Annotated in this window: 9 protein-coding genes; 1 reads left to right on the plus strand and 8 read right to left on the minus strand. The window is 41.9% G+C overall.

The window, feature by feature from the left end; genetic code table 11:
* Positions 1–19 precede the first annotated feature (19 nt).
* The 3 genes from FN960_RS03750 to FN960_RS03760 form a co-directional block, all read right to left on the minus strand.
* On the minus strand, positions 20–478 hold the full coding sequence (locus tag FN960_RS03750) for a YozF family protein (protein WP_143847084.1): 459 nt from the start codon (positions 476–478) through the stop codon (positions 20–22).
* 108 nt (positions 479–586) lie between these two features.
* Positions 587–3,076 carry an ABC transporter permease gene (locus FN960_RS03755; RefSeq protein ID WP_143847086.1) on the minus strand — a complete coding sequence of 830 codons (2,490 nt, stop codon included), beginning with the start codon at positions 3,074–3,076 and terminating at the stop codon, positions 587–589.
* The gene (locus tag FN960_RS03760; RefSeq protein WP_143847088.1) at positions 3,063–3,746 is read right to left on the minus strand and encodes an ABC transporter ATP-binding protein; all 684 of its coding nucleotides are present in this window, start codon (positions 3,744–3,746) and stop codon (positions 3,063–3,065) included. The genes FN960_RS03755 and FN960_RS03760 overlap by 14 nt, the downstream gene beginning before the upstream one ends.
* 254 nt (positions 3,747–4,000) lie before the next feature.
* On the opposite strand from FN960_RS03760, the gene FN960_RS03765 reads away from it, so the two are divergent.
* Positions 4,001–6,058 (plus strand): HelD family protein, encoded by a 2,058-nt coding sequence (locus tag FN960_RS03765; RefSeq protein WP_185970902.1) that lies wholly within the window; start codon positions 4,001–4,003, stop codon positions 6,056–6,058.
* Here the strand turns inward: FN960_RS03765 and srtD are convergent.
* The 5 genes from srtD to FN960_RS03790 form a co-directional block, all read right to left on the minus strand.
* Positions 6,027–6,611 carry a class D sortase, LPxTATN-specific gene (srtD, locus tag FN960_RS03770; RefSeq protein ID WP_143847654.1) on the minus strand — a complete coding sequence of 195 codons (585 nt, stop codon included), beginning with the start codon at positions 6,609–6,611 and terminating at the stop codon, positions 6,027–6,029. The genes FN960_RS03765 and srtD overlap by 32 nt on opposite strands.
* Before the next feature lie 89 nt (positions 6,612–6,700).
* A complete protein-coding gene (locus tag FN960_RS03775; RefSeq protein ID WP_143847092.1) occupies positions 6,701–7,309 on the minus strand; it encodes a DedA family protein in 609 nt (202 codons plus the stop codon).
* A 147-nt stretch (positions 7,310–7,456) separates the two neighbouring features.
* The gene (locus FN960_RS03780) at positions 7,457–10,507 is read right to left on the minus strand and encodes a YhgE/Pip domain-containing protein (RefSeq protein WP_185970903.1); all 3,051 of its coding nucleotides are present in this window, start codon (positions 10,505–10,507) and stop codon (positions 7,457–7,459) included.
* Positions 10,504–11,022 (minus strand): Rrf2 family transcriptional regulator, encoded by a 519-nt coding sequence (locus FN960_RS03785; protein WP_143847096.1) that lies wholly within the window; start codon positions 11,020–11,022, stop codon positions 10,504–10,506. The genes FN960_RS03780 and FN960_RS03785 overlap by 4 nt, the downstream gene beginning before the upstream one ends.
* 1,095 nt (positions 11,023–12,117) lie before the next feature.
* Entirely contained in the window at positions 12,118–12,561 is a 444-nt protein-coding gene (locus FN960_RS03790; protein WP_438799715.1) for a Dps family protein, read from the minus strand.
* Between the last annotated feature and the right edge of the window lie 19 nt (positions 12,562–12,580).

Raw genomic sequence — 12,580 nt, forward strand, 5'->3', positions numbered from 1 at the left:
ACAGTGTACCATGAGCTGCTTACTCCTGAGAAAAAATGAACGTTTCTTTATACGGGCGGTCTCCTTCTTCTCCTGTTGTCCAAAGAACATCGACTTCAATTTTCTTGGCAGCTTTAGAGACGGAGATGGCGGGGTGTATGGCTGTTCCATCCAGCTCTGATAGGTGGGCAGTTTTTTCTGCCTCAAGAATAGCTAATCCATAACGTACAGTTGAATCTGGTTCGTCCCGGTAAACTCGAGCCATGACTCGCCCTAGCTGACCACTTTTGTTTTGAATCTCTAACTCATACGTATCAAATTTTCGTGGATTTGGCTTCTCCAGGCGTGGATCATTTTTTGCTTCCTTTATTGAAACAATCCAATGATCAGATTGCTTAACCTGGGGTAATTGATCGAAGGTGAGGGCTTGCGTAGTAGTAACAAAACCTATCCACATAAGGATGGTTAGAGTAAGTATGATAAAGCTAAATTTCTTCAAGAGTCTCACTCCCTTTTCTTTCCTATAGCATTTGCAGAGATACATTGACTATTCTCACATACACAAAAAAGTCGATGAGTATACAAATGCCCTCATCGACCTTCCTTTCTATTCAAGTGAATGAATTTGTAGACGAACCATCCTGTGTACCGTTAAAACGATGATGATAAGTAGTACAGCAAATGTTGCAATAGCTGTTGTGAGAGCATGTTCCACCGACCCGTGAATCTTTATGACAGCATATAAGCTAATACTTACACCTAATAGAATAGCAGAAGATGTCCAGATCATTGATTCCTTCATGCACAGGCGATAAACATCAGAATGTTTCCAACCGACGTCCCGAAGGATTTGCAACTCCTGCTTTCTCACAAGCAGAAAAGATGAAACACTTTCGTTAACGGTAATAACAGCAAGAAGAAAAGAAGCTAAAACAATAGAGGTTAATGAAATTAAAATTGAATTTGTGATGAAACTCCCTAGGTTGCTTGCATTTGTGAGGTTTACAGTTGCGGTTATGGTTGAAGTAACAAATACAGCAACAATCGCTACCATTATCAACTGTAAACACGCTACCATTAATAACCTTTTATAATAATATATATTACGTACCCACACAGCTTGTCCTTTTGGGGAGTTTTTCATTGGAGCTATGGGGCGTTGTGATTGTAATGAATGAACAGAAATAAACACCAATGTAAAAACCACAACCAAAGCTAAAAATAGAAACACATCCCAGCCTATGATACCAAGCATTATAAAAAGACTAAGTAATATCCCTGCTGATAAGAAGGAAAATACAGTTAATAAGCTACCTTCTAGTAAATAATATTGCTTAACATGACGATCAGTCCAACCTAAATCAATTAAAAGATTCCGTTCGCTTTGTTTTAAACGCCGGCGAAATAAAAATCGATTCATAATATATGTGATACTTGCTAACAAAAACACGACCGCTATGATTATATTAGCAGTTGTCCATCCATCAACAATATCAGCTGCCGCACCAAGTCCTGTCCAAGGCTGAGATACAGATCCTATCCCTTCAACCTCAATGGTCAACGGTGTGGGTGAAGCTCCTGCCACCACATCAATTTGGAAGTCACCAAGCTCTGAGATTGCCACTGCCATATCATTAATTTTGTTCTCTGCAGCCGCATTGTAGTCTGTAATGCCAGCCACCTTTACCCTGATCGCATCAATGGGGTGCTCTCCCTTTAAAAATTCCGCATCCTCAATACTCGTTAATCCTTCCGCTGGAGGGGAGACGAAGCTGCCTGGTTGAATCGTTTGATTAATTATCGTGCCATCTGTTGTGGTCATTGGAGACTGTTGGTATATTCCCAGTGGGCTTGATGCCAGCACCTCCTGATATTCTTCCGTAGTAAAGGAACCAACAGGAGAAAGTAGATACTCTGCCGCTTCAAATTGTTCAACTCGTCTTCCATGGGATTCAAGTTCGCGGTATATTGGAATGCCCGCCACTTCATCAACCATTGCCACGGAAACTTGATTATCACGAAACTCATAATTAATTCGATTCGCTGTATAATAGTGCGCTGACGCCCCTATTTCCTCCGAATAGGATTGAATCTCCACCTCATTTCCATCATAATCAAGTGCGATGGGATCATAATAGAAGGGCATCACATAAGGCGATAGATCTAAGACGACTTCTCTTTCCTCTCCTATCCTACGTTGAGAAATTTCCTCAAGTAATGAATCATATTGGGGATATATATATAGAGGTTCTTCCAGCGGAATACCTAGCTCCTGCTTCAGTTGAATTGTATCCTCTTCCGACCAATCCAGCTCGTCTAATGTAACGTGCATCTTCAATGGAACAGCGGGGTCCTCAAGATAAATAACAGGTATAAACCGCTCGACACCAGCACCTTCAACCTCAGATTCTCCTCCATATATAAATTGGTCACTCTCAGAGATCTCATTTTCAAATGCAGAAAAATCAAATCCTGTAAGCTTTTCCTCTTCTTCTCGATCAATACCCATCAATAAATGATACGTATAGGGTGCAGAGAACGTCGGCTGGAATCCTGCCGCGTATCCCCCTTCTCCTCTAGACAAGCCATCAAAGCCATGAAAAAAATCACCCTGTTCTAGTAAATAATAGGACCTACCCGTCGGATTGTGCTCATTATAAGGGTATTCATACATACCATCTGAAGTGGAAAATGTAGCATGGATATAGCTACTTGTTTCAGGCATTGCGAGCTCAATCGTACGATGTCTACCTGTGAAATAACCTAGAGAAGCCACTGGTGCTGCAATTTCTGTATCGGGTAGTTCTTTTATTTCTTCCCATTCCTCTAACGAAATGCCACCACTACCAAAACCGATGTAGTTTTCTTCAACCATATTTATTTCTGATTCTACCTCTGCTTCTTTTCCTGTTGGACGAATTAGCAGATCATAACTGCCTCTAGCATGCTCCCTCAAATCTGAATCTATGGTTACATAAACATTTAATAGCAACGAAAAGCTTAAAGGAATCGCTATAAAAATCGCACTGAGTGCCATAATAAACAGGATCGAGCTACGTATATTATTCTTTATAGATTTAAGACTATACCTGATCATAGTCCATAATCCTCTCCTCAAGTACGCCGCTCTGAAGAGCTAAAATACGATTGCTCCGAGTAGCTGCTAACTCATCGTGTGTGGCTAAAACAATTGTTTTTCCTTCAGCGTGAAGAACTTCTAATAGTGAAAGCACATTGTCTCGATTTGAATGATCTAGGTTTCCAGTCGGTTCGTCACAAAGTAATATTTCTGGTTCGGTCATAAGTGCTCTGGCAATCGCTACACGTTGCTGTTCACCTCCGGAAAGCTGTTCTGGAAAGTGGTGGAGCCGTTGGGTAAGACCCACCTTCTCTATGAGTGAGTGGGCTCTAGGAAGGAGTTCTTTTCTTTTTTGGTATGGAATCAGTGGTAGCATGATATTTTCAACAGCGGAGAATTGGGGTAAAAGTCGGAATTGCTGGTAAACTGAAGCTACCTTAGTCCGAAGCTGTTCGTGTCTCTTCACTTTACTTAATTCGTACATATTCACATCCTGAATGCAAACACGACCTTCTGTTGGCTTAAGTAAACCTGCTATTATCTTTAGAATTGTGGTTTTCCCAGATCCGGATGGGCCTATTAATGATATCCATTCACCACTAGGTACGGTAAATGAAACGTTCTTTAAGATGACAATTTGACCTTGAGAGGTCTGGTAATTGAGTGAGATATCTTGAAATTGGATCATTCTTCTCCCCCTTACTTATTTTTTTATTTTTCTAACTATTTATCAGTTTACTATATTCCATCGCTTCCACAAATAACTTTTCAAGGAAAAAACAACAAAAAAAAAAAGAGACACCTCAGTCGGCATCTCTTTCCATAATATGTAAATTATTTTAGGCAGTTGTATAGTATGTAGCTTAGCAAAGATTTAAATATAAGTCTATATTTTTTTCTGGAATTCCACGAAAATAGGATTAGATAAGGAGGCGAATGACAGTGAGTTCAAATTATAACGAAGAAAAGCACGTGTTAACCCAAAAACAAAAGCACATCCAATCCTCTCTCAAAACGCTTGAAGCCATCCCTCGTTACCATGGGGATGACTTTAATGAGCAAGTACTTGAGGATAGTCGCGAACGCCAGAGAGAGTCTTTAAAAAAAGCCCAACACGAACCATACTTTGGACGACTTGATTTTCAGGCATATGAGGATACAGAGGCAAAGCCATTATATATTGGTAAAACAGGTATTTACGATGAGGATACCGGCGACCCATTGATTCTTGATTGGCGTGCTCCTGCGTCAAGCTTATTCTATGCATTCTCTGGTAGTGAGGACGATGTCTACTATGAAGCGCCAGAAGGCATTATTGATGGAGAAATTGAGTTGAAACGAAATATCGTCATACGAGATCGGGCTCTCTATCGAGTGGTAGACAGCTATAAAAAAGGGGAAATGGAAAGTAGTGGCGGAGATGAGTTTCTGCTTTATAAATTAGGAGAACAAAAAGATCATCGCCTTCGTGATATCGTATCTACCATTCAAGGAGAGCAAAACGAAATCATCAGGCATCCACAAAACAAAGCTGTCATTATCCAAGGAGTAGCGGGAAGTGGTAAAACAACGGTCGCCTTGCATCGTCTCGCGTATCTCCTGTATGAGTACCGGGAGTCGTTAAAAGCAGAGCACATGATCATTTTTGCCCCCAACGCGATGTTTCTTGATTACATCTCTCAGGTACTTCCAGAGCTTGGCGTAGGTCATATTCAACAAACAACCTTTACTAGCTGGGTGTTTAAACAGCTTGATCTACCTTCCCTTTCATTGAAGAATCAGGCGAATACGCTGAAAAGCCGGTTTGAGCATCCAAATCAGTCAGATGATCAACTTACCTCTTACAAGGGGTCGCTTGAGTTTATGATGATTGTGGAGAAAGAGCTTACCCAAATTGAAGTGCAGACTTTTCAAACGGAGGATTTTCTAGCTTGGAATGGAGCTGTATTAAGTAGTGAAGCCATAACAAACTGGCTAATAAATGATTTCCGCACCTCTTCTGTGAAAGAGAAACAGGAGCGCTTAAAAGCCCGAATGAAGCGCTGGATTGAAATAGAGGTTAATCAATTTTACTTAGATAAAAAAGAACAGGAAGAGCTTCGCAAGGAGGCCATGCGTCGATTGCAGCGGTTTCTTTCAAAAATAAAGATAAGAACCACCCTCCAAATTTATCAGCAAATCCTTAAACAGCAAAACCTACCACCTGTTAAGAATGAGGTTGAACCTGTAGATCTTGCACCTCTTCTGCACATCCATCAAAAATGGGTTGGAATAAAAAAAGAAGAGAAATTTGATCATGTCGTCATCGATGAGGCACAGGATTTTTCACCCTATCAATTAACCGTTCTAAAAAATCAAACGCGAGGTCAATCCTTTACGATCCTTGGAGACCTGTCTCAAGGCATTCATAGTGTAGAGGGAATAGATGAGTGGATGGCATTTAAAGAAGTATTTGGTCCAACACAGACTGCATATTTCGAGATGAATAAAAGCTATCGTTCCACCTATGAGATTATTGAATGCGCGAACCATATTCTAAAACAGTTCCCTACCAAGAGTACCTTAGCTGAGCCCGTTTTCCGTAGTGGTACACCCGTTCACATTCGCTCTGTTCAACAGATGGGACCTGAGATCCTTGCCTGGATTGATGCTATGCGCGAACAAGGATACCAGTCCATGGCTGTGATGGGTCGCACCACTGATCAATGCCAGGACCTTTATCAATTTTTACATCATACCGAACCAGCTATCTCATTTATTCAAGCAGCAGACCAAACCTACTCTGGTGGTATCTCTATTTTGCCGGTGTATTTATCGAAAGGTCTAGAATTTGATGCTGTTCTTCTCTTAGATGTAGATGACGAGAGCTATACGCAAAAGCCAGAGCATGTGAAGCTCTTATATGTTGGTGTAACACGTGCTCTCCATCATCTTGAAATGCTTTATTCTGGCAAGCTTACCCCTTTGCTTACTGGCTATCAACAGGGTACGCATACGTGACAAAGCGCTCTGGTGCATTCCCAACATAATGAAACGGATAACAGGTGGTAACTACTAGCACTTCTTCACCCATACTGCGAATAACCGAGGTGTCATCCTCTGGGACAATCTCGGTTTCACGAATTTCATAGGTATAGGTCCCGTATGGCATCGTTACCGTAAATTGGTCACCAATTTCAATTTGATCAAAATTACGAAAGACTGTGTCGCGATGACCCGAGAGCACAATTTGTTCGCCTTGCCCAGGAAAGACCGAATTCAGCAGATGCCCGATGCCTTTATCTAGCGCATCCGGATCGGTCCCTTCCACGATGGGTAAGGTTTTTTCTAGCTTAGGGATCTCTAATGTACCGATAGCAGCATAAAGCTCAGGATCAAAGTCATCTGCGTTTATTGGCATTCCATTCTCTTCTGACTGGCCGCCAGCAGAAATCGATTCCTGTGCTTCAGCCATTGACTGCTCTCGCGCTTGTTCTGTCTGCATATATTGATAGCCAAAAACCGCCAAGCAAACGAGGCCGGCTATAATGAATAAGCTACTTAACCATTTCAGCACTTGTTCTTCCACCTCTCTATATCTAAAAAAGTAAAAATAGGGTGACTCGGCAGGACTTCATCTTATCACGGGAAACCAAAAATGAATTAGGGACGTCTGCGTTTGCGAAAGAAAAATATGATAAGGAGAATAACAACTATAGCTATCACAGCATAAACAGCATTTGAATACACCGACATATAAGCCAAAACATCTTCCCAGGATTCTCCAAGTCGCGCACCCAAAATAACTAATACGGTATTCCAGATGGCTGTACCAAGCGCCGTACAAAGTAAAAATAGGATAAAAGGCATTTTTGCTATGCCGGCTGGAATCGAAATTAAACTACGAATGAGTGGAACCATGCGACCAAAAAAGACGGTCCACATGCCATAATGATTAAACCAAGCATCGGCTTTATGTAAGTCTGTTCTTTTTATACGAAGGATCCGTCCATATGTATCAACAAGTCTTTCCAAACGACTGACACCCAAAAGGAAACCTGCCCCGTATAGACAGATCGCTCCAAAAACAGAACCTGCTGTTGAAGCGATGATAACGCCAGAAACGGACATGTCTGTCGTTGTTGTCATAAACCCTCCAAAGGTTAAAATGACTTCAGAAGGTATAGGCGGGAATAGATTCTCAAGTGTTATCATCAGAAAAATTCCGAAATAACCATACTGCTCCATAAAAGATTGAATCCACTCTTCCACTCCACACCGTCCTCTTATTCAATTTGACTTAAGTATAGTTTGAAAATAGCAGATATGATGTTTGATTGCTAGCGTTATTTTCCATAAAAAATCCGAGCCAGCACGGGGGTACCGTCATGGCTCGGATTATTTTTTGAATCTCATAAACTATTCTGTTTTCAGCTCACTCGTTTCATTATTCCTTACCTTCAGTACAAAATACAGAATGGAACCCGAAGTAAATACAATAAAGATTCCTATCAGTACCATGAGATCTCCAGTCATCGATCCACCTAAAGTGATGGCTTCGCGGTACGCATCCACGGAATACGTCATAGGGAGAAATGGATGAATGGCTTGGAAAAATGCATTGGATAGCTGAATAGGAAAGGTTCCTCCCGCTGCTCCAAGCTGAAAAATCATCAGAATGAGCATCATAAAGCTTCCCGGAGGTCCAAGTAAAATGTTAAAGAATTGGACTAAGGCCATAAAGGCTAGGGAAGTTATAATGGCAACTAGTAATGTAGCACCTAGGCTTTGAGGTTCTAAACCAATAATACCAACCATAACAGCCACTAATACCATTGCCTGAATCACAGATACAGCAAAGTGAACCGAGAATTTACTTAGCCACCACATCATACCGGACGTCGGCTCCTCCGCGGGCTCTTTAATCGGGAATAAGAGGCAATAGATGACAGCTCCAATAAACAATGCCACTGACATCATATATGGCGCCATACCTGAGCCATAATTCGGTAAGCTTGATACCTCATTCTCCGTCATCTCTGTCGGAGATGAGAACATACTAGCATTATCTTCGTTTGTTGATACGGATTGGACATCATCCGCTCCTTCTCCAAGCTGGTCAGACAGCTCCCGTGCCCCATCAACAAGCTGCCCGGATCCATCCTTCAGCTCGTTTGCTCCTTCATTTAATTGACCTGCTCCACTTGCTAGCTCACTTAATCCACCATTCAGTGAATGCAGCCCTTCTCGAATCTGAGGAAGTCCGTTAGCAAGCTCATTCGCCCCGTTCGTCAGCTCTTCACCATTCTCGTCAAGCTGCCGTGCTCCCTCTGTTAATTCTGGGCCTCTTTCTGCAAGTTCACGAGCTCCTTCTGAGAGCTCTGAGCCTCTGTCCGAAAGCTCTTGAACACCATTAGACAACTCACCCGTACCTTCAATGAGTCGTTGCGATCCATCGGCTAGCTCGATACCCTTGTCAGCAAGCCCTTGTGTACCACTTCTTAATTGGCTAGATCTATCCCCTAGCTCCTCTGCACCAGATGCCAGCTGACCAGCTCCACTTGTTAATTGATCGACCGCTTCCGTATAACGACTTAGACCTTCTGACAGTTGTCCTGCTCCAGCGTATAATTCAGACACACCATTCGTAGCCTGTTGCGAGCGCTCAGCAAAGGTCGATAGCCCACCTGCTAGCTCTTCACTACCATTACGAGCGGCATGTACACCTTGAGAAAGCTTTGCCACACCACCCTGAAGGGATTCGGCTCCGTCCCCCACAACACCTGACTCAAATGCTGCATAACCATGTTGTAGCGACTCTGCCCCTTCTACCAACTGATCAAATTGGGCTACCACTTCTGGTGCAGCAGTAGTTGCTTGGTTAGCCGCTTGTATCTCTTCATTTACTGTCTCGATCGCAGCTTCGAGTGTTGCCAAGCTATCACTTACAGATTGCGTTTCGGTTGTTTGCGTTTGCGAAGCTTGTGCAGTTGATACTTCCTCTCGCAGTACCTCTTTTTGTTCATCTGTAAGATCAGCATCACTCGTTTCAATCACCTGAAGGATTTCTGCATCATTAGACGATTTGGTTTCTTCAATTTGAGCATTTAAACTAGAGATGCTCTCCGATACACTGTTTATGGCTGCGCCAATTGTTGTTTCAATTTCTTGAGCGCCAAGTTGATCACCTACTTGATGCAATGCGCCTTGAATCTGTTGTAACCCTTGAACAAGCTCGGATGCTTTTTCAGGTGAACCTTCAAGAGAGTTGGCCAGTTCGTCCACTTTCGCTTCTAAGCCTGATGTCCCCTCATCTAGCTCACTTAAACTGTCTGTTAGCTCAAATCCTTTATCTGAGAGAGATTGAGCTCCTTCATTTAATTGAGAAATCCCTGGAGCAAGCTCCCCAATGCCTGACTCAAGCTGAGCACTTCCATCTACCAGAACTTCACTACTTGTTGCTATCTCCTGGGCCCCGTCCTTTTGACTGACGAGTCCATCTCTTAGTTGCTCGACCCCGTCTGCATATTGCTGCATACCATCATTTAACTGCCCTGCACTGGAGATGTACTGTTGTACTCCATCATTTAATGTACCAAAGCCAGAGGTAAACCGACTCAGTCCATTCGTTAAATCGCCAACACCGGTCACATATTGTTGAACGCCATTCGTTAATCTTGCAGCACCACCAGCGTATTGCTCAACACCGCTAGTTAACGTACCAACACCATCTGTATATCTCTCCACTCCATCAGCCAGACTATTTGCACCATTGACCGCGTCTCCAACAGCGACCTCAAGCTCTTGTCCTCCTTCTTCAGCTGACATCGCACCGTCTTTAAACGTTACCGTACTATCTGCAAGGGTTTGTAAATGATCTTCAAGCTCCTGACCCCCATCTTTTATTTCAGAGGCCCCATTAGCTCCGTCCTGCAAGCCTTGTCCAATATCATCTAACCTCGCAAACATGGTTTCTGCATATTCCTGCGTTACTTCCGTAGCAATTTGTTTGTTTAGCTCATTTGCAGCCGATTCACTAATTCTCTGAGCAATGTAATTCTGTCCACCACTTGTATAATACTCAAAATCGAGCTTCTCTGGGTCCTCATCAAGTACTGTTGAAGCATGCTCTGAGAAGTGTTCAGGAATTACAACAACCATATAAAAATCGCCGTCATCTAAACCACTCATCGCCTGCTCTCGTTCGATCATATGCCAGTCCAGACTATCATTATCCTCAAGATTATCAATTAAATCCTGACCAATTTGTAAGGTCTCTCCTTCAAATTCAAATGGTTGGTCCTCATTTACCACAGCAACAGGCAGTCGGTCCACATTACCATATGGATCCCATGAACTCGCTAGGAAAATCCCTGCATACATACTTGGGATGATAAACATGGCTAACACAACAACAAGTAGCTTTCTATTTTTTATAAGCTTGATCCACTCCGCTTTTACCATACTCATTTTGTATCTCCTGCGCCTTTCAAAAATGTATTCAAAGACCATATTTGCGGTGTCGTTTGATTCCAATCATGTAACTCCAATTGTTTAAATCCAGTAATTTGCTTAAGCATTTCCTCTAACGTGAAATCAGCCAGCCTCTCACGATAGCTCTGCTGTGCACTTAAGAAAGCATCTTTAAATATTTCTTCACCCTTATCGAGAAAGGAAGACTCAGGAAACGTACGTTGAAAAACCCCATCTAATTGTAAAAACTCATCCGTCCCCTCAATTGCTTCAAATAACTCAAGCGCCGTAACCTCTTCAATTGGTCTCGCTAACGTAAACCCTCCGTTCGTCCCTGATACAGATTGAATCAGGTTATGAACAACCAGTTTTCTCATCACCTTTTTTAAGTAGGAGGATGAGACTTGTAATCGCTCACTGATAACATCACTTTTCACAGGCACATCTTTTATTTGCGTAGCTAATATCACTAGGATACAAGCCGCTTGCTCCACTCCGCCTTTAACTCTCATATAAAATCACTCCATTGAAGATATTCATTGTACATAATGGACATTAATTGTCTACGAAAGGAGTATACTCCCCTTTTGATTAACTTGCAAGTCCTAATGACAAGTAAAAAGATAATGTACAAACCAAAATGAAAGGAATATAATTCAAACATATTACAATTAATTCAAATTCACTTCAAAAGATAAATAAAGGAGAATCCTATGAAAAAGCTCGATTACATTGTCATTTTTATCATTTCATTTATATATATCTTTGCTAGTCTTTTGGCACCTTTAACGATAGGTGCCGTATTAGGTGCCATTATATTTGCAGTAATTATATCAATGATTTTAGGAACCATTACCAACTTGATCCGATTGTTATTTAGGAGATTTTCTTAAATCTTTATAGGAGTCGGATATTAGGATTGTCTCTCAAAGAGAAATAATTAGAAATAGATTTACTGGAGTCGCTACAGAGTCGGTCTGCCACGCGCTATTCCTCGAGGAGTCTACGGATCTCCTTACGCTAGGTATAGAGGTATGATGTGGATTTACATTTACGCGTAAGATTATTTAATAGAGTTAAAGGTAATACTGAATTTCATATCTCTGTTTGATTTTGTGTAGTTTTTTATGATGTTGACCAAAAAGAACACCCTCATACTATGACTATAAAATTGATAGCTACGACCAACCAAGCGGACGAAATGGAGGGCACTGAAAAAGTCATCTAGAAATGCGCTCATTTGCACCGTTGCAGGAGAAAACTTCGCTTTCCACGGGAACGGCCTCAGCCCTTGAAGTGGAAGTGCGCCACTTCAATGTCTTCAGACACGTTCTTTTCCGTAGGAGTCTACGTTTTCTCCTTCCGCTCATGTTCCCGATCAGACAAATGATCAACATAAAAGGTTCATTGAGATAGAAGGGCATAGCCTGTTAGCTCATTAACTTCCCACGGTAAGCGTACCCCCATTTTCGAGACAGACATCCCCCCTTATTTATTTTTATATAACAAAAAAGCTGAACAATTTAATGGATAGTCTCCATAATTGCTCAGCTTTTTCTATTAGTTATAATACTTCGGTCCCAGCCACATTCCTATATAAATTCTAATCACCCGAGATACGCTGATAGCATCCATGTGTGCTTGTCGAGCTCTGCTTTTAAGGCGATGAACATATCTGCTGTTGACTCATCATTTGCCTCTTCTGCTGCTTTGATGACTGTTTCTGCATGGGTTGAAACGGTTGTAAAATCTTTTTCAATGGAAGCCACCATGTCGCGAGCTGTCTCTTGTCCAGTCGCTTCTTCCACATTGGAGTGAGTTAAGTATTCCTTCATAGTTGCCAAAGGTTTGCCTTTAATTGCAAGAATTCGTTCTGCTATTTCATCTATATGTGCGCCTGCTTCAGTGTAAAACTCCTCGAATTTAGCATGGAGGGTAAAGAAATCTGGTCCGGTTACATTCCAATGAAAGTTGTGAAGCTTAGTATACAGCACATTCCAATCTGCTAGCTGCTGATTCAATTCGTTTACTACGGTTTGATTTGTCATAATCAATACACACTCCTTTTCT

Origin of the sequence: Alkalicoccobacillus porphyridii, from assembly GCF_007293315.1 — a bacterium.
Lineage (GTDB): Bacteria > Bacillota > Bacilli > Bacillales > Bacillaceae_D > Alkalicoccobacillus > Alkalicoccobacillus porphyridii.

Excerpts from the sequence above, each read along its gene's own strand:
- FN960_RS03755 (WP_143847086.1), bottom strand. The coding sequence starts at position 3,076 with ATGATCAGGTATAGTCTTAAATCTATAAAGAATAATATACGTAGCTCG.
- FN960_RS03760 (WP_143847088.1), bottom strand. The coding sequence starts at position 3,746 with ATGATCCAATTTCAAGATATCTCACTCAATTACCAGACCTCTCAAGGT.
- FN960_RS03780 (WP_185970903.1), bottom strand. The coding sequence starts at position 10,507 with ATGAGTATGGTAAAAGCGGAGTGGATCAAGCTTATAAAAAATAGAAAG.
- FN960_RS03785 (WP_143847096.1), bottom strand. The coding sequence starts at position 11,022 with ATGAGAGTTAAAGGCGGAGTGGAGCAAGCGGCTTGTATCCTAGTGATA.